The 16,428-nt window shown below is 58.1% G+C and carries 19 protein-coding genes; 8 read left to right on the top strand and 11 right to left on the bottom strand.

What is annotated here, in order from left to right:
• Window positions 1-9 precede the first annotated feature (9 nt).
• A complete protein-coding gene (locus ACR0ID_RS00820; RefSeq protein ID WP_480603220.1) occupies window positions 10-1,224 on the top strand; it encodes a bifunctional alpha/beta hydrolase/OsmC family protein in 1,215 nt (404 codons plus the stop codon).
• Between the two features lie 32 nt (window positions 1,225-1,256).
• On the opposite strand, the gene ACR0ID_RS00815 is transcribed toward ACR0ID_RS00820, so the two are convergent.
• Window positions 1,257-1,589 carry a hypothetical protein gene (locus tag ACR0ID_RS00815; RefSeq protein WP_480480363.1) on the bottom strand — a complete coding sequence of 111 codons (333 nt, stop codon included), beginning with the start codon at window positions 1,587-1,589 and terminating at the stop codon, window positions 1,257-1,259.
• Between the two features lie 11 nt (window positions 1,590-1,600).
• Window positions 1,601-2,161, bottom strand: coding sequence for a hypothetical protein (locus ACR0ID_RS00810; RefSeq protein WP_480603219.1), 561 nt, complete (start codon window positions 2,159-2,161; stop codon window positions 1,601-1,603).
• 354 nt (window positions 2,162-2,515) lie between these two features.
• On the opposite strand from ACR0ID_RS00810, the gene purB reads away from it, so the two are divergent.
• From purB to ACR0ID_RS00785, 5 genes are all read left to right on the top strand, one after another.
• Window positions 2,516-3,820 (top strand): adenylosuccinate lyase, encoded by a 1,305-nt coding sequence (gene purB, locus ACR0ID_RS00805; RefSeq protein WP_480517495.1) that lies wholly within the window; start codon window positions 2,516-2,518, stop codon window positions 3,818-3,820.
• 123 nt (window positions 3,821-3,943) lie between these two features.
• Window positions 3,944-4,096, top strand: a complete 153-nt coding sequence (locus ACR0ID_RS00800) for a hypothetical protein (RefSeq protein ID WP_480517497.1) — start codon at window positions 3,944-3,946, stop codon at window positions 4,094-4,096.
• 102 nt (window positions 4,097-4,198) lie between these two features.
• The gene (locus ACR0ID_RS00795) at window positions 4,199-4,741 is read left to right on the top strand and encodes a tetratricopeptide repeat protein (RefSeq protein ID WP_480603217.1); all 543 of its coding nucleotides are present in this window, start codon (window positions 4,199-4,201) and stop codon (window positions 4,739-4,741) included.
• A 69-nt stretch (window positions 4,742-4,810) separates the two neighbouring features.
• A complete protein-coding gene (locus ACR0ID_RS00790; protein WP_480603215.1) occupies window positions 4,811-5,911 on the top strand; it encodes a flagellar motor switch protein FliG in 1,101 nt (366 codons plus the stop codon).
• A gap of 120 nt (window positions 5,912-6,031) precedes the next feature.
• Window positions 6,032-6,955, top strand: a complete 924-nt coding sequence (locus tag ACR0ID_RS00785) for a lysophospholipid acyltransferase family protein (RefSeq protein WP_480603213.1) — start codon at window positions 6,032-6,034, stop codon at window positions 6,953-6,955.
• Here ACR0ID_RS00785 and ACR0ID_RS00780 read toward each other — a convergent pair whose 3' ends face one another.
• Window positions 6,956-7,657: a DUF1223 domain-containing protein gene (locus ACR0ID_RS00780; RefSeq protein ID WP_480603212.1), complete on the bottom strand. Its 702-nt coding sequence runs from the start codon at window positions 7,655-7,657 to the stop codon at window positions 6,956-6,958. It abuts the gene before it with no gap.
• Between the two features lie 226 nt (window positions 7,658-7,883).
• Between ACR0ID_RS00780 and acnA the strand changes: the two genes are divergently transcribed.
• Window positions 7,884-10,574: an aconitate hydratase AcnA gene (gene acnA, locus ACR0ID_RS00775; RefSeq protein WP_480603210.1), complete on the top strand. Its 2,691-nt coding sequence runs from the start codon at window positions 7,884-7,886 to the stop codon at window positions 10,572-10,574.
• A 135-nt stretch (window positions 10,575-10,709) separates the two neighbouring features.
• Window positions 10,710-11,411 carry an SDR family NAD(P)-dependent oxidoreductase gene (locus tag ACR0ID_RS00770; protein WP_480603209.1) on the top strand — a complete coding sequence of 234 codons (702 nt, stop codon included), beginning with the start codon at window positions 10,710-10,712 and terminating at the stop codon, window positions 11,409-11,411.
• On the opposite strand, the gene ACR0ID_RS00765 is transcribed toward ACR0ID_RS00770, so the two are convergent.
• The 8 genes from ACR0ID_RS00765 to secF form a co-directional block, all read right to left on the bottom strand.
• Window positions 11,406-11,948, bottom strand: coding sequence for a DsbE family thiol:disulfide interchange protein (locus ACR0ID_RS00765; RefSeq protein ID WP_480492951.1), 543 nt, complete (start codon window positions 11,946-11,948; stop codon window positions 11,406-11,408). The two genes, ACR0ID_RS00770 and ACR0ID_RS00765, sit on opposite strands and share 6 nt — an antisense overlap.
• The gene (ccmD, locus tag ACR0ID_RS00760; protein ID WP_209503508.1) at window positions 11,941-12,099 is read right to left on the bottom strand and encodes a heme exporter protein CcmD; all 159 of its coding nucleotides are present in this window, start codon (window positions 12,097-12,099) and stop codon (window positions 11,941-11,943) included. The genes ACR0ID_RS00765 and ccmD overlap by 8 nt, the downstream gene beginning before the upstream one ends.
• Window positions 12,096-12,869, bottom strand: coding sequence for a heme ABC transporter permease (locus ACR0ID_RS00755; RefSeq protein ID WP_480473412.1), 774 nt, complete (start codon window positions 12,867-12,869; stop codon window positions 12,096-12,098). The genes ccmD and ACR0ID_RS00755 overlap by 4 nt, the downstream gene beginning before the upstream one ends.
• Window positions 12,870-12,930: 61 nt before the next feature.
• Complete coding sequence (ccmB, locus tag ACR0ID_RS00750; protein ID WP_480473413.1) at window positions 12,931-13,587, bottom strand: heme exporter protein CcmB; 657 nt, start codon at window positions 13,585-13,587, stop codon at window positions 12,931-12,933.
• Complete coding sequence (gene ccmA / locus ACR0ID_RS00745; protein ID WP_480603206.1) at window positions 13,584-14,198, bottom strand: heme ABC exporter ATP-binding protein CcmA; 615 nt, start codon at window positions 14,196-14,198, stop codon at window positions 13,584-13,586. The genes ccmB and ccmA overlap by 4 nt, the downstream gene beginning before the upstream one ends.
• 144 nt (window positions 14,199-14,342) lie before the next feature.
• The gene (locus ACR0ID_RS00740; protein ID WP_480603204.1) at window positions 14,343-14,696 is read right to left on the bottom strand and encodes an Mth938-like domain-containing protein; all 354 of its coding nucleotides are present in this window, start codon (window positions 14,694-14,696) and stop codon (window positions 14,343-14,345) included.
• A 12-nt stretch (window positions 14,697-14,708) separates the two neighbouring features.
• The gene (locus tag ACR0ID_RS00735) at window positions 14,709-15,473 is read right to left on the bottom strand and encodes a TSUP family transporter (protein ID WP_480603202.1); all 765 of its coding nucleotides are present in this window, start codon (window positions 15,471-15,473) and stop codon (window positions 14,709-14,711) included.
• The gene (gene secF / locus ACR0ID_RS00730) at window positions 15,454-16,428 is read right to left on the bottom strand and encodes a protein translocase subunit SecF (RefSeq protein ID WP_480473417.1); all 975 of its coding nucleotides are present in this window, start codon (window positions 16,426-16,428) and stop codon (window positions 15,454-15,456) included. The genes ACR0ID_RS00735 and secF overlap by 20 nt, the downstream gene beginning before the upstream one ends.

Genomic DNA, 16,428 nt, shown 5'->3' with positions numbered 1-16,428 from the left:
GGAGCCGACATGCCCACGGAACGCATCACTTTTGCCGGACATGACGGCAGCCAATTGGCGGCGCGACTGGATTTGCCGGACGGACCAGTGCTGGCAACGGCCCTGTTCGCCCATTGCTTTACCTGTTCCAAGGATATCCCGGCCGCCCGGCGCATTTCTGCCCGTCTGGCTGCCATGGGTATCGCGGTGCTTCGGTTCGATTTCACCGGGCTGGGCCATTCAGAAGGCGAATTCGCCAACACGACCTTCACTTCGAATGTCGAGGACCTGATTTCAGCCGCGCAATATCTGGCCGGTCGAAACATGGCACCTGCACTGCTGATCGGCCACTCGCTTGGTGGCGCGGCGGTGTTGCGGGCGCGGGCTGGTATTCCGACTGTAAAAGCCGTCGTGACATTGGGTGCTCCGGCGGACCCCGCCCATGTATCGCATCACTTTGAGGCGGCGCTGCCTCAGATCGAAGAGGACGGCAGTGCCGAGGTCTCTCTGGGTGGTCGCCCCTTCCGAATTGGTAAGGCTTTTGTGGACGATATTGCCAAATCAGCCCTGTCATCTGCAATCGCCGACCTCAAAGCTGCCCTGTTGATCCTTCATGCTCCACGCGACGAAACGGTCAGCATCGACAATGCGAGCGCGATCTTTATGGCCGCGAAACACCCCAAAAGCTTTGTAACTCTCGACAACGCCGATCATCTGATCACGCGCGCCTCTGACGCCGAATATGCAGCGGATGTTATTGCTGCTTGGGTTTCACGCTATGTGAAACTGTGCCCACCCGCTCCGCCACCGGGTGCGCCAGAGGGCGTTGTGCGCATAACCGAAGCAGATCCGGGCGGGTTCATGCAGGATATTCAGGCGGGTCCAAACCACCATCTGGTCGCGGATGAGCCCGCATCTTATGGCGGTACGGACAAGGGCATGTCGCCTTATGGCTTTGTCTCGGCCGGTCTGGGGGCCTGCACATCGATGACAATACGCATGTACGCCCGGCGCAAAGGCTGGCCCCTGACAAATGTCAGCGTCGATGTGTGTCATGACAAGGTTCACGCGCAGGATGCCGGATTGGTGAATGACGGCAAGGTGGACCAGTTTCGCCGGAAAATCCGCCTGAGCGGCCCGCTGGATCAGGAGCAAAGGCAACGTTTGCTTGAGATTGCGGACAAGTGCCCGGTTCACCGGACGCTTGAAGGCTCGGCCCACATAACGACCGAGCTTCTTTCATAAGAAAGGCCGCCTGACAGGCGGCCTTTTGTTCCTTAGCGTCGCGGGCTCGGTCGATGAATGGGCGGGCGGGCAACCGGCGGGCGCGCGACAGGTGGGCGCGCGACAGGTGGGCGCGGGCGCGCGGGAGGTTTGGCAACAGGCGGTTTCGGACGCTCGGGGCGCACTGGTCGATCAGGTCGGTTGGGACGATCAACGTCAATATCCACATTAACGTCATGGTAGTAGTCGTTCCACAGCATCGAGTCGTAAAACGGGTCATACCCGTACCCGACCCCAACCGTCACACCGTCACAGGCCGACAGCGTCAAAGTCGCGATCCCAAACCCTAGCGTAAGGGACATCCGTTTGATCAGTCTAACGCTCATCGCTCCCTCCCTCACTGAAGTGCCCGGAACGACGCGAAAACGGCGTTCAGATCATCTGCATAAATCGGGTCTGCCCCGTCCCGCAGAATAGCAACTGCGATGGCAACCCGGCCTTGCGGAAGGTCAATGACGGTGGCGGTAAAGCTTACTCCCTTGCCGTCCCGGTGCCCGGTGCCCCGAAACACGCGGGCTGGCAATCCGCCGATACGGGTATCGCTGGTGCTGGTCGTCGTAGGGTCTTTGACCAGAAACTTGTCGATATCCTGCAAGTACCGGACGCCGCCCTGAATTGTTCCAACCCCCGCAGGTGATACGAAACCCATCCACACTGCGTCGTCTGTCACCGGCCGGAGCCCCATAACCCGCGCGACCGCGCGGGCGTCGCCCAGTTCGGTATCCTCAATCTCGCGCGGGCCGCCGGTGCGAAGGATCCAGAAGTCGGGTACGTCAAACCGAAAAAGCACTCGGCCTTCCTCGGTGTAGGTCACGGGTGTGTCAGCCAGTGCTGGTGCAGCTGCGCCGACGCAAAAAGCACCACAGAGGGCAAGTATCGAACGTGAAAACAAACGCATATCTCAATAACCTGATTATTTCCTTCCTTTCAGATTGAACAGTCAATGTGCTGTTTGTCCAGCATCGCTTGGCAGCAAGGTCAAGACGGGCATCAACCCCAACTGGCGGCATGATCCCGTGAGAACCAGTGCGGGTACAAAACCTGCCTTGTAGCGGCACCCTGCCCGTCACTGCCACACCAAGTCCTTTGCAAGACAGTTTCCCGAACCCGTCTGCTGCTGAAAAGCCCGAACAGACGGCAAGAATCAGGGCAAACCGTCTCATATGCGCTCTCGCATCTTGTTCCCTACCCCGCACGCGGCTAAACCCCGCGCCAACGCCTCATCCAATCTGCAATAAAGGTGCCGTCGCCTATGATTCCCCGTTATTCCCGCCCCGACATGGTCGCCATCTGGTCGCCCGAGACCAAGTTCCGCATCTGGTACGAGATCGAGGCGCACGCGTGCGACGCCATGGCGGATCTGGGCGTGATCCCGCGCGAAAATGCGGACGCTGTCTGGAAAGCCAAGGATGTGGAATTCGATGTCGCCCGCATCGACGAGATCGAGGCCGTCACCAAGCATGACGTTATCGCCTTCCTGACCCATCTTGCAGAGCATGTCGGCAGTGAAGAGGCGCGTTTTGTGCATCAGGGTATGACCAGCTCGGACGTGCTGGACACTTGTTTCAACGTACAGCTGACCCGCGCCGCCGACATCCTGATTGCCGATCTGGAAGGGCTTCTGGCCGCGCTCAAGCGCCGCGCGATGGAACATAAGAACACGGTTCGTATCGGACGCAGCCACGGCATCCACGCCGAACCGACAACCATGGGTCTGACCTTTGCCCGCTTCTACGCCGAGATGGACCGCAACCTGTCCCGGATGCGCGATGCGCGTGCGGAAATCGCCACCGGAGCGATCAGCGGTGCGGTTGGTACCTTTGCCAATATCGATCCCGCGGTCGAGGAACATGTCTGTGACAAGCTGGGGCTGGTGCCTGAGCCGATCAGCACGCAGGTCATTCCGCGCGACCGCCACGCGGCCTTCTTTGCCACGCTGGGCGTTATCGCCAGCAGCATCGAAAACATTGCCATCGAAATCCGCCACATGCAGCGGACCGAGGTGCTGGAGGGGGCTGAGTTCTTCTCGATGGGCCAGAAAGGCTCCTCGGCGATGCCGCACAAGAAAAATCCGGTGCTAACCGAAAACCTGACCGGTCTGGCGCGCATGGTCCGCGCGGCCGTAATACCGGCGATGGAGAATGTTGCGCTCTGGCACGAACGCGATATTTCGCATTCTTCGGTCGAGCGCATGATCGGTCCGGATGCCACGATCACGCTGGATTTTGCGCTGGCACGGCTAACAGGCGTGGTCGACAAGATGCTGATCTTCCCCGAGAACATGATCGAGAACATGAACAAGTTTCCCGGCCTTGTCATGAGTCAGCGGGTTCTGTTGGCACTGACACAAGCGGGCGTAAGCCGTGAGGACGCCTATGCCATGGTACAGCGCAACGCGTTGAAGGTTTGGGAACACCGCACCGACTTCAAGGAGGAACTGTTGGCGGATGCTGATGTAACTGCCGCACTCAGCCCTGCGGAGATCGAAGAGAAATTCGACCTCGGGTATCACACCAAGCATGTCGATACGATCTTTGCGCGCGTGTTTGGAGAATAACGGACATCTTTTCAGTCTGTTAGCCGGGGGTGCTCTGCCGCGTGCAGAGCACCCCCTTGCTTTTTGCCAGATCAACGGAAATGCGGTATCCTGCATGTGCTTTTTCCATACGAGGGAAACATCATGATCCGAACAATCCTAAGCGCATTGGCACTGGTTCTTGTGGCCTCGGCCGGGCTTGCCTGCGAGCAGCATTCCAAACAGACCCAATCCTGCGCTCCCGGTACGGCGTGGGATACTGAAACAAAAAGCTGCGCGAAATCTGTCAACAGCTGACAATTTTTGTCCAGTTCGTGAATAAAAGCGTCCGTTCCCCTGTTAGCTTTTTTGTAGATCGCACTATGATTTCAATAAGAGCCCCGAGAACGGAGTAAAGAAATGCGCCTTTTGTTAGCTTCTGCCCTTGCCTTGCAAACCTTTGCCTTCGCGCCTGCTGTCCATGCCGCAGGCGGTGACAGCAGCAGCCCGCCGAAACCGACGAATACAACCAAGAAATGCCTGTTCGGCCGTGTATATGACGAAACCCGTGGAAAATGCGTCAAACCTGACAAGTCAAACCTGACAGATGATCAGCTGTATAATGCCGTCCGCGAACTGGCTTATGACGGGCAATACGGGCACGCTCAGGACATTCTGCGCATCATGGATCAGGACGACGATCGTGTCCTGACCTATTGGGGTTTCACCTATCGCAAGATGGGCGAGCTTGAACTGGCAATTGTCTTTTATCAAAACGCGATCAATGCCAACCCAGACAATCTTTTGGCGCGCAGCTACATGGCGCAGGGGTTTGTGTCCGAAGGCCAAACCGATCTGGCGATCGAGCAATGGCGCGAAATAAAGGCCCGTGGCGGAGAAGGCACCTGGGCCGAGGCGTCGCTGCGTGAAGCGATCCGAACGGGTCTGACATACAGTTATTAAGGTTCAGGGTTATTTAACCCGACTATCTCTAATCTGCCTGTGGTTTGAAAACTTTGGCTCCACAGGCAGATGCAAAACACCAACGCATTAATTCAGACGGTTCAAGGGGCTTCGGCCCCGTTTTCCGCAGGGGGTGGCGACAGCCCGCGCCTTGTTCCCCGATCTTTGACCAGCCGTCAGAAGGCGGCCGTCGTCGTGCGCCTGTTGTTGAACGAAGGCGCCGATCTTCCGTTGGAGGAGCTTCCCGACGACCTGCAAGAAAAACTGACACATCAATTGGGGGAAATGGGTCTTGTGGATCGCGTGACCCTGGGTGCCGTGGCACAGGAGTTCAGCGAAGCCCTGGACAATGTCGGTCTGGCCTTTCCACATGGGCTTGCCGGGGCCTTGGATGCCGTCAGTGGAAAAATCACACCCGCAACAGCGGCACGTTTGCGCAAAATTGCCGGAGTTCGTCAGATCGGTGATCCCTGGCAAAGGTTGCGCGACATTCCAGCCCAGAACCTTGCGACCATGGCACAGGCGGAAAGCACCGAAGTGGCCGCTGTGATGCTATCGAAAATGGATACGGCACAGGCGGCGCAGATGCTGGGGCACATGCCGGGTCCGGTGGCGAGGCGGATCACCTACGCAATCTCGAAAACAGCAAATGTCACACCCGAAGCGGTTGAGCGTATTGGCTGGTCACTGGCTGCTCAGCTGGATCAGCGGCCTGTTCAGGCCTTCAATGACGGTCCGGGCGCGCGGGTGGGTGCAATCCTGAACCAGTCTGCGTCCGCCACGCGCGACGACCTGCTGAACGCGCTGGATGAGGACGACGCTGATTTTGCCGATCTGGTGCGCCGGTCGATCTTTACCTTCGCCCATATCTCCAGCCGGATTTCGCCCCGTGATGTTCCAGCGATATTGCGGGAAGTCGATCAGCCTGTTCTGGTCGCGGCCCTGGCTGGTGCCGCCGCGGATGATGACAAGGCATCTGTCGAGTTTCTGCTGTCGAATATCTCCTCTCGTATGGCAGAAAACCTGCGCGAGGAAATCGCGGAACGCGGGCGGGTCAAGCAATCTGAGGCCGAAGATGCCATGACCCAGATTGTTGGGGCGGTTCGTGCCCTGTCTGACGCCGGAACAATTACGCTGATTGAAAAGGAAGAAGACGAAAGCACGGGTTGAGGCAGGAACAGGCGCTCCCACAAAATCGTTGGGGCGGCCATTTCGCTTGGGTGCTTGAGGTTACGGGTACCGGGTTGTATGTCTTAGGCAACATTTCGCAACACGCGGTGAGACACCTCCATGCCCGTCGAAAAGTCGGAGCTCAGCCGGTTTGAGCTTGGAAAATACTATGTCGCCAATATGTTCCTGCAGGGAATCATCAGCGCTATGCGCCTGCTTCCTTATGAAAGGCGCATAGCGACCATGGGTGCAATCATGAAAACCCTTGCACCCGTCGTTGGATTTCGCACCCGCGTCCGCCGGAATCTAAAGCTCACCTGCCCTGAATTGTCTGACGTCGAGATCACAAAGATCTATCGTGACGTGTCGGATAATGCCGGTCGGGCAATAATGGAGCATTTCTCACCCGAAGGTTTTATCGAACGTCAGGTGAACGCCAAGATATCCGGGCCCGGTATTGCTGCATTTGACGCCGCGATCGCCGAAGGGCGCCCGGTGATGATGATCACGGCGCATTTCGGTCACTATCTGGCCGCACGCGTCGCCCTGCAGAAACACAGCGGCAAACCGATAGGATGCCTTTACCGGCGGATGGCCAATCCTTATTTCAACGACGCCTATGTCGAAGCTTTTTACAAAACCGGCGCGCCGATGTTCGAACAGGGGCGGCGCGGTATGGTCGAAATGGTCCGGTCACTCAAGAACGGTGGAATTATCGCTATCGTATCCGACCTGCATGCGTTGGGGGGCGAAGAGCTGACATTCTTCGGCAAGCCTGCCGTGACATCCGTGTTGAACGCAGAACTGGCCATCAAGTACAAGGCCGTACTTATACCGTGCTATGCCGTGCGCCAGCCTAATGGCATCGACTTTGAAATCATCCTGCATGATCCCGTTCCGCACACGGACCCAAAGACGATGACTCAGTTCACCAATGACGATCTGGAACAGATCGTGCGGCAGCATATGGGACAGTGGTTCTGGATCCATCGGCGCTGGAAAAGCTGGAACGGGCTTGGCGTCCAACCGGACAACCTGCCCTGATCACTTGGCCCATGTCGCGGCAACAATCGGCCCGTGACCGGCCCTTTGCACAAGCACGACGGCTGGCAAGTCTAGTTCCAGCTGCGCCGAGTAAGTCTGCGGTGTTTGCCCATCCCACTGGCCCGCAATCTGCCAGGTTTCGACAACATTGGCATAATCCAACTCCCGCCCGGCTAACTCTCCACGACGGATCGAGGCATGGCGCAGGGGCGAATACTGAACGATACGCACGTCATAGGTCTCACCTTCGGGCAATTCCACAGGTGTCACACTCACGGTCACTTCGTCTGCGTCTCGGGTCGCGGTCACCGCTGCCTCGGGGGCGGCCGTTAGATGCGCATCAATCAGACGGTCGAGCTCCTGAGCCTGAGCGCCGACGATATCGTGCTGACCATTTATGATCATCTGGGGCGTATAGATCATGGATTTTCCGTTTTCGCGGGCATAAGCCCGTTGCCGGAACGTGTGATCAGGATCGGCATATTCGTCCTTCCAGCCGATGTAATCCCAATAGTCGACATGCAGTGCCAGCCCGATGACATCGTCGCGTTTCGCCAGCTCATGCATGATCCGGTCCGCCGGCGGGCAAGATGAACACCCCTGTGAGGTGAACAGCTCAACCACCACAGGATCCTCACCGGACATGGATTGAGTGGCGAACAGGCAGGATACGAGGGCGGTCAAAGCAGCGGGTTTGAACATAAAAACTCTCGGATTGTACGGGTGTTTTCTGGGATAGCCGTTTTGCCGCTCAACCGCCAATCAACGTTTCTTGAGGGCGGCTTCTGCAATTCACTGCCTAAATGTGTGCAATGGTATACAAAATTGCAAATCCAGTGCTATTGAACCTTGAACCAACGGCTTGGGTGATGCAGATAACACTCAGCGATGCCCGAAATCCAAGCCATTTGAGAAGGGAGGCCACCAGATGCCCATTAAAGTCGGACAGGATACCGCCAAGACACGCCGCAGCCTGAACGTGAATGGCAAATCCATTTCCTACTATTCGATCCCCGCCGCGCAGCAGGCCGGATTGGGTGATTTCTCCAACCTTCCTGCCGCGTTGAAAGTCGTGCTGGAAAACATGCTCCGATTTGAAGACAGCGGCTTTTCGGTCTCGGTCGATGACATTAAGGCATTTGCCGAATGGGGTGCCAATGGCGGCAAGAACCCGCGCGAGATTGCATACCGCCCTGCCCGCGTGCTGATGCAGGACTTCACCGGTGTTCCCGCGGTGGTCGATCTGGCCGCCATGCGCGACGGGATCAAAGGCCTGGGCGGTGACGCACAGAAGATCAACCCGCTGAACCCGGTCGATCTGGTTATCGACCACTCGGTCATGATCGACGAGTTCGGGAACCCGCGTGCGTTCCAGATGAACGTCGACCGCGAATACGAGCGCAACATGGAACGCTATCAGTTCCTGAAATGGGGTCAGAACGCGTTCAACAATTTCCGCGTAGTGCCTCCCGGCACCGGTATCTGCCATCAGGTGAACCTGGAATATCTGGCGCAGACAGTCTGGACGGACACCGATCAGAACGGCGAAGAAGTTGCCTATCCCGACACGCTGGTTGGCACCGACAGCCACACCACCATGGTCAACGGCATGGCCGTTTTGGGGTGGGGCGTTGGCGGAATCGAGGCGGAGGCTGCAATGCTGGGTCAGCCGATCTCGATGCTGATCCCTGAGGTGATCGGTTTTGAGTTGACCGGCTCTATGGTCGAAGGCACCACCGGTACAGACCTTGTTCTGAAGGTTGTCGAAATGTTGCGCGCCAAGGGCGTGGTGGGCAAGTTCGTCGAATTCTATGGCGAGGGGCTGGACCGCCTGCCGCTGGCTGACCGTGCAACCATCGCCAATATGGCGCCGGAATACGGAGCGACATGCGGCTTCTTCCCGATCGACGGAGAAACCCTGCGCTACATGCGCAACACCGGCCGCGACGAAGACCGCATCGCGCTGGTCGAAGCCTATGCCAAGGAAAACGGGTTTTGGAGAGGCCCGGACTATGCGCCGATCTACACTGACACTCTGTCACTGGACATGGGCACAATCGTTCCTGCAATTTCAGGCCCGAAACGCCCGCAGGACTACGTCGCGCTGACCGGCGCCAAGGCCGCTTTCACCAAGGAAATGGAAGAGACCTTCAAGCGCCCCATGGGCAAGGAAGTCGCCGTCAAGGGCGAAGACTACACCATGGAGTCGGGCAAGGTTGTAATTGCTTCGATCACCTCCTGTACCAACACGTCGAACCCTTACGTGATGATCGGTGCAGGCCTTGTGGCTCGCAAAGCCGCAGCTCTGGGTCTGAACCGCAAACCTTGGGTTAAAACCTCGCTGGCACCCGGTTCGCAGGTTGTATCTGCTTATCTTGAGGCCGCTGGACTGCAAGAAGATCTGGACAAGGTCGGTTTCAACCTTGTTGGGTACGGCTGCACCACCTGCATCGGCAACTCGGGCCCGATCCAGAAAGAAATCTCGGAAGCCATTGCCGAGGGCGATCTGGTCGCCACGTCGGTTCTGTCCGGCAACCGGAACTTCGAAGGCCGTATCTCACCGGATGTCCGCGCAAACTACTTGGCTTCGCCGCCGTTGGTTGTTGTCTATGCGCTGGCAGGTACGCTCGACATCGATCTGACGTCCGAGCCCATCGGTCAGGACAAGGATGGCAACGACGTCTTCATGAAGGACATCTGGCCAACCCAAAGCGAAATCGCGGAACTGGTCGAAGCAACCGTAACCCGCGAAGCGTTCCAGTCGAAATATGCGGATGTCTTCAAGGGGGATGAGAAATGGCAAAGCGTCGAGGTTCCGCAACAGGAAACCTATGACTGGCCGCCAACGTCGACCTACATCCAGAACCCGCCCTATTTCCAGGGTATGGGGGCGGAACCGGGCACGATCTCGAACATCGAAGGCGCCAAGGTTCTGGCCATTCTGGGCGACATGGTGACCACCGACCACATTTCACCTGCGGGATCATTCGCTACCACGACGCCGGCGGGCAAATACCTGACCGACCGTCAGGTTCAGCCGCGCGAGTTCAACTCGTATGGCTCGCGACGGGGCAATCACGAAGTCATGATGCGCGGCACCTTCGCCAATATCCGCATCAAGAACGAGATGTTGGACGGAGTTGAAGGCGGATACACCAAAGGTCCGGATGGCGAACAGACGTCGATCTACGATGCCTCGATGGCCTATCAGGCCAATGGCACCCCGCTGGTCGTGTTCGGCGGCGAACAATACGGCGCGGGCTCAAGCCGCGACTGGGCGGCCAAGGGCACGGCGCTGCTGGGCGTCAAGGCCGTAATCGCCGAGAGCTTTGAGCGTATCCACCGGTCCAATCTGGTTGGCATGGGCGTGATCCCGTTCGAATTCACCGGTGGAGATACCCGCAAAACTCTGGGTCTGAAGGGGGACGAAACCGTCTCAATTCACGGGCTGGATACGGTCGAGCCGTTGCAGGACGTGCCCTGCACCATCACCTACGCAGATGGGGCTGAGACGACCATCCAGTTGAAATGCCGGATCGATACCGCGCCTGAGATCGAATACATCGAAAACGGTGGCGTGCTTCAATACGTGCTGAGGAATCTGGCGAAGGCTGGCTGAGGAACGCAGCGGATAAGTAGGTATTGAGGGCGCCTTCGGGCGTCCTTTCTTTTGCAAGGCTCTGCCTCGCGCTCCAAAGTTTTATTCAGCAGAAGAAGTTGGATATACGCGGCACTCTGAAAACAGGAGGTGGTTATGGAAAAGGTGGCGTTGGTAACAGGCGGGGCGCGGGGTATTGGACACGCCATCGTAGAGGAGTTGAGCCGCGACCATAGGGTGGCGTTCACTTGGTTGTCCACCAACCCTCGGGCGACGCTATTGCGGGGGGAAGCTTTGGCGATCCGTTCGGATCTGACGGCTCCTGATCAACCTGCGGCGGTGATTGCGCAAGTGATGGAGCGGTTTGGACGACTTGATGTGATCGTGAACAATGCTGGGTTGGTTCGATCGACGCCAAAAGAGGAGTTCCAAGCGGAGGAGCATCGCGCCATTCTGGATATGAATCTGCTAGCCCCCGCTGCTTTGCTGGCTGCAGCTTTGCCACATTTGGAACGGGGCGCCGCCATTGTCAGTATCTCGTCGATGAATGCAGTGTTGCCGCCCCGTGATGCTGTCACTTATGGTGCCAGCAAGGCGGCTCTGAACCTGTGGACCCGTGCCATGGCCAAAGAGTTGGGGCCAAACGGGATACGCGTCAATGCTGTGGCCCCCGGTGCGATCAACATTCCTGAAGCGCCTCGTTCGGAAGAACTGACAGAACTTTTCGTGAAGGATACTGCGTTGGGCCGGGCCGGACGGCCCGAGGATATAGCCAAAGTGATCAGGTTTCTGGCGTCGGACGCGGCCTCGTTCATCACAGGTGAAGTTTTGTCCGTAACGGGAGGCTATCGTTTATGAACCGCCCGCAGCTTTCTCAAGCGCAGGCCGGATGGTGCTTGCAATGACACGCTGCGTAATCGGGCCAGCAAAGCGCAGAATGATCGTTCCGTCACCGTCGATCACGTAGGTCTCGGGAACGCCGTACAGACCCCAGTCAATCGCCATTCGGCCCTGTTCGTCGCGGCCCATGGCGGTGTACGGATCACCAAGGTCATCCAGGAAAGCCTCGGCATTGCTCAGCTTGTCTTTGTAGTTGATGCCGTAAACCGGGATGCCTTCAGCCGCCAGAGCCTCGAGGTTGGGGTGCTCGGCGCGGCATGGCGCGCACCAACTGGCCCAATAGTTGACCAGCTTGACCTCTCCGTTGCGCAGCGTTTCATCGTCGAAAAGGGTCTTTCCCGGAAACTCGGTGAGAACCACGGGCGGCGCCGGTTGCCCTTCGCGGGCCGAGGGCAAGGCGTTGGGATCTTCGCGAAACATGCCGATGCCTGCGAGAACCGCGAATGCGCCAAAAATCAGAGGCGGCGCAATCATCAGGGGCGAGATTTTAGCCATTGCGCGACATCCTCTGTTCGACCTTCTCCATTTCCGCACGCACCTTGCGCCCGCGCATCACGCTGAACGCAACCAGTGCCACGATAAGGGCAATGGAAACGGCATAAGACGACAAAACGGCGTCTGCATATTTTCCAAGATCGGGGATCATCCGCCTACCCTTTCCCGTGCCTGTAGCGCCTTGATACGACGGGCGCGAATTTCCGTTCCGGTGCGGTACAACACCAAGGCGATGAACAGCAGAACAAATCCGATGATGCAGGCCAGCAGGGGGTAGAAAAAGACATTGCTGACCTTCTCTTCCGTATCCGCCCCGGTAACGGCCCCCGCCCGCATGACCGATGCGCCCTGATGCAGGCCCTGATTCCAGAAATTCACCGCATACCGGCTGAGGATCGCAAAGACCGACCCCACCAGACACAGAACCGAGGTCAGGTCGGCTGCGGTATCCGGATCTTCGATAGCTTCCCACAAGGCGACATAGCCAAGGTAGAACAGAAACAGGATCAGGAACGATGTCAGGCGCGGATCCCAGGCCCACCATGTGCCCCACATGGGCTGTCCCCAGATGGCCCCCGTCAGCAGCGCTATCAGGGTCATTACGATCCCGATCGGTGCAGCAGCGCGTGCCGCAAGCGCGCTGACATGGTGGCGACGCACCAGCCAAACCAATGAGGTGGCAAGCATCATCAGCCAGCAATTGATCGCCATCAGGGCCGCCGGAACATGCAGATAGATGATCTTGACGGTCGACCCCTGCTTGTAGTCGTCCGGTGTAAAGAAAAAGCCCCATGTCAGACCGACAACGATGCAGATGGTCGAGACAATCCAGAAAAACGGCAGGACCCGTTCGCTGGTTTCAAGAAACTTGCGAGGGTTGGCATATTCCCAGAGGGCGTTGGCTTTGGCTGCGATTGACATGGGCCCTATCTAGTCCGAGTTGGGGTGGTTCTCAATTGACATCCATCAAACTTGTCGCGGTTCACCGCAGATTGATACGTAGCACGGCAGCGCTGGCAAAGGGCAACAATGCAATGGTCGCCGCCGTGATCCCGGCCAGCATCAGCAGTGGTGTCTGCACCTCCATCCCTGTTGCACCGCGTCGGGCAACTTCGGCCCCGAATATCAGGGTGGGGACGTAAAGCGGCAACACAAGAAGCGACAGCAATAGCCCGCCACGTTTCAGACCAACGGTCAGCGCAGCACCAAATGTCCCGATGACGCTCATGGCCGGGGTACCTATCAACAGCGAGATGACCAGCCAGAAGAACCCCGGCACCGGCAGGTTCAGAAGTACGCCCAGAAACGGCGCGGCCAGAACCAGCGGCAAACCAGTGGTCAGCCAATGGGCCAGCGCCTTGACAGTGACAACCGATTCAAGTGGCAGCGGTGCCGTGGCCAGCAGGTCCAGCGAGCCGTCTTCCCAGTCCAGTGCAAGCAGGCGGTCAAGCGACAGAAGGCAGGCCAGCAAGGCCCCCAGCCAGAGCACACCGGGCGCAATCGTGGACAGAAGCGAGGATTGCGGCCCCACCGCAAACGGCACCATCACGGTCACGATCAGGAAAAAGGCCAGACCCAGCCCAAACCCGCCGCCCGCGCGGAAAGCCAGTTTCAGGTCGCGCAGCAACAGGGCGATCACAGGAAACCTCCGTCGAAATCGTCGATGGGTTTGGGTTTGGCCTTGTTCGGACCGACGTCCAGAACCTCGCCATCTAGGCCAAGGTCGATATGGGTGGCGATCAGGGCTGACCCACCCTGCCCCAGATGTGCCCGCACAGCGTCGGCAAACATTTGCACAGCGTTTCTGTCCAGCGAGACGGTCGGCTCGTCCAGCATCCAGATCGGCCGCCCTGTGACCAGCATCCGCGCCAGCCCCAGACGCCGTTTCTGACCTGCCGACAGGTTGCCGGCGTGACGGTCGGCGAGTTCGTTCAGGTCAAATGCGTCCAGCGCCGGCTGGATGTCATATGTGCCAAAGACCGAGGCCCAGAATGTCAGGTTTTCAGTCACTGACAGCGTCGGTTTGAGCCCGTCTGAATGGGACGCGTAGGCGATCTGGTCCTCGGCCCCTTCGATCTTGCCTTCAAGCGGAGGCTGCAAGCCAGCCAACGTACGCAGTAGGGTCGTTTTGCCAATACCATTCGGGCCGCGCAGGATCAGAGCTTTGCCCGGCGGCAGCTGAAAGCTGAGGCCCTCAAGGACGGGAACACCGCCACGGGTGATCGACAGATCTGTTACAGTCAAAGTCATGAGACCCGCTTAACGGATTGTCAGCAGGGGCAAAAGGCGAGATTTGCCGCAGGATGCCAGCGCACCACCGCTGCCTCATGTCGGAGTGAGGGGCCAGCCCCTCACACTCCCCGGGATATTTTCGGCCAGATGAAGAGGATCCCGTCAGACAGGGATCAGCGCGAGTGCAATACGACGACCTTCGGCGAGCAGCACATTGTAGGTGCGACAGGCGGCAGGGGAGTTCATGATTTCGACACCAAGTCCGGCATTCTCCAGCTCAACCCTCAGGGATTGAGGGATGTGGGCCATGTCCGCGCCCGTACCGATGAGCAGGACGTCGATCCTACCCGCCAATTCCAGAAGGGGGTGTCGGTCGTCATAACCGCCCCACTCTGCAGGGCCTGCCGGGCCTGTCAGGACAGCGCCGTGGAAGACATCACCGCCAATTCGGAAAAAACCGGGGCCATAACCGTCTACGGGTTTGGCATCTGTAAAAGTAATCTGATTCAGACGCATGATGTCCCTTCTTCAATCCAGAAGCGGCAGCCCGGAAATGACGGCGATAAGGATGACCGAATAGGCCGCAAGGCGGTAGATCCGTTCGAGTCTCGGGTCGAACAGTGCTTTGCCGATAAGCGTAGTGATCAGATAAGGCACGCACAGCAGCAGGACAATCCACAGGATCGACAAATCTGCAGCACCGCTGATGAGAATGTTGAAAACGATGACGACGTCCAGCAATGCCAGAAAAATGATGGTGTTGGCGCGAATCTTGCGCACGTCTGTGGAACTGGCCAGATAGAACACGATGACAACCGGACCAGTCAGCCCGGTCATGCCGCCGACAATGCCCGCGCTGCCGCCGATGGCGAGACGTCCGGGTAGTCCCAGTTTCCCCTCCCATCGCCAGCCGGTAACCACGGCCAGCAGGGTCAGACCGGTGATGCCACAGACAACCCAGCGCAACGCAACCGAGTCCACCTGCACCATAATCCACAGCCCCAATGGAACGGTTACGGTTGCAGCAAAGCCCAGAGTGCTAATTTCGAACTTGTCGCAATCCCGCCACGCCTGAGGCGCCAAGGCAAATGTTGATGCGATTCCGGTGGCGGCCATCAGAAAGACCACATCTGCAATAGGCAGGAACTGGGTCGCCACCGGCACAAAGATCATCGCGGTGCCAAAACCTGTGAAGCCGCGGACAAGTCCCGCGGCTCCGATAGTCAGGATCAGCCAAGTGAGGCCCGGCAGGGCCAGGGCCTGTTGCAGGGCCTCAGGCATCAATATTGGCAAACTGGTTGCCCGCCGTGTTCGACGGTTTGGACCAGTCGCGCTTGACCCCCAGCCAAAGCAGGATGGTCGAAGCCACGAAGACCGACGAATAGGTCCCGACGACGACACCCCAGATCATCGCGAAGACGAATCCGCGGATGACGTCCCCGCCCAGCAGATAAAGCGAGATCAGCGCCAGCAAAGTTGTGACCGAGGTCATCACCGTCCGGCTCAGGGTTTCGTTGATCGATAAGTTCAGAACCTCTTTCAGATCTTTCTGTTTATATTTCCGCAGGTTCTCGCGCACCCGGTCGAAGACGACCACGGTGTCGTTCAGCGAATAGCCGACGATGGTCAACAACGCCGCTATGATCGCCAGATCAAAGCGGATTTGCAGTTCCGAGAAGATGCCAATGGTCAGGATCACGTCGTGCACCAATGCGGCAACCGCCCCAAGTGCAAACTGCCATTCAAAACGCAGCCAGATGTAGACAAGAACGGCACCGATGGCCAAGACAACCGCGATAACGGCCGTCTGAATCAGCTCACCCGACACTTTTGGACCAACGGATTCGACACTTTCAAACGGCAGTTTGAGTCCGGGGTCTGCGGCAGCCAGCGCTTCGCCGACCTGGGTGATCACGTCTGCTGTGACCGCTTCGGCGTCTTCCTGAGCCTGAATACGGATCATTGCGACATTTTCATCGGGACCGAAGCTTGGATCAAAAATCTCGGTGATGGTGACGTCACCCAGTTGCAGCGGAGACAAAGCATCGCGGTAAACACCCACGTCGATTTCTTGTGCGCTTTGGGTCCGAATCGTGGTTCCACCGCGGAAATCGATGCCGAAGTTCAGCCCCTGCAGCAGAAATGAGGAGAACGCAATCACCATCATCAGGCCGGAGATTCCAAGCCAGATTTTCCAGCGATTGAAAAAGTCGAACGAGGTGCTTTGGGGTACGAGTTTCAGTCTCAT

It is taken from the genome of Ruegeria sp. AL2, assembly GCF_056540845.1.
The sequence above is the reverse complement of the archived record's forward strand: the minus strand, read 5'-3'. Positions and strand labels throughout refer to the sequence as shown.

Bases quoted from the DNA above. Each gene is read 5' to 3' on its own strand.
- ACR0ID_RS00765 (WP_480492951.1), bottom strand. From the start codon at position 11,948: ATGGCTAAAATCTCGCCCCTGATGATTGCGCCGCCTCTGATTTTTGGC.
- ACR0ID_RS00780 (WP_480603212.1), bottom strand. From the start codon at position 7,657: ATGTTCAAACCCGCTGCTTTGACCGCCCTCGTATCCTGCCTGTTCGCC.
- ACR0ID_RS00740 (WP_480603204.1), bottom strand. From the start codon at position 14,696: ATGCGTCTGAATCAGATTACTTTTACAGATGCCAAACCCGTAGACGGT.
- ACR0ID_RS00815 (WP_480480363.1), bottom strand. From the start codon at position 1,589: ATGAGCGTTAGACTGATCAAACGGATGTCCCTTACGCTAGGGTTTGGG.
- ACR0ID_RS00755 (WP_480473412.1), bottom strand. From the start codon at position 12,869: ATGTCAATCGCAGCCAAAGCCAACGCCCTCTGGGAATATGCCAACCCT.
- secF (WP_480473417.1), bottom strand. From the start codon at position 16,428: ATGAGACTGAAACTCGTACCCCAAAGCACCTCGTTCGACTTTTTCAAT.
- ACR0ID_RS00795 (WP_480603217.1), top strand. From the start codon at position 4,199: ATGCGCCTTTTGTTAGCTTCTGCCCTTGCCTTGCAAACCTTTGCCTTC.
- ACR0ID_RS00785 (WP_480603213.1), top strand. From the start codon at position 6,032: ATGCCCGTCGAAAAGTCGGAGCTCAGCCGGTTTGAGCTTGGAAAATAC.
- ACR0ID_RS00770 (WP_480603209.1), top strand. From the start codon at position 10,710: ATGGAAAAGGTGGCGTTGGTAACAGGCGGGGCGCGGGGTATTGGACAC.
- ccmA (WP_480603206.1), bottom strand. From the start codon at position 14,198: ATGACTTTGACTGTAACAGATCTGTCGATCACCCGTGGCGGTGTTCCC.
- acnA (WP_480603210.1), top strand. From the start codon at position 7,884: ATGCCCATTAAAGTCGGACAGGATACCGCCAAGACACGCCGCAGCCTG.
- ACR0ID_RS00820 (WP_480603220.1), top strand. From the start codon at position 10: ATGCCCACGGAACGCATCACTTTTGCCGGACATGACGGCAGCCAATTG.
- ACR0ID_RS00800 (WP_480517497.1), top strand. From the start codon at position 3,944: ATGATCCGAACAATCCTAAGCGCATTGGCACTGGTTCTTGTGGCCTCG.
- purB (WP_480517495.1), top strand. From the start codon at position 2,516: ATGATTCCCCGTTATTCCCGCCCCGACATGGTCGCCATCTGGTCGCCC.
- ACR0ID_RS00790 (WP_480603215.1), top strand. From the start codon at position 4,811: ATGCAAAACACCAACGCATTAATTCAGACGGTTCAAGGGGCTTCGGCC.
- ccmD (WP_209503508.1), bottom strand. From the start codon at position 12,099: ATGATCCCCGATCTTGGAAAATATGCAGACGCCGTTTTGTCGTCTTAT.
- ACR0ID_RS00810 (WP_480603219.1), bottom strand. From the start codon at position 2,161: ATGCGTTTGTTTTCACGTTCGATACTTGCCCTCTGTGGTGCTTTTTGC.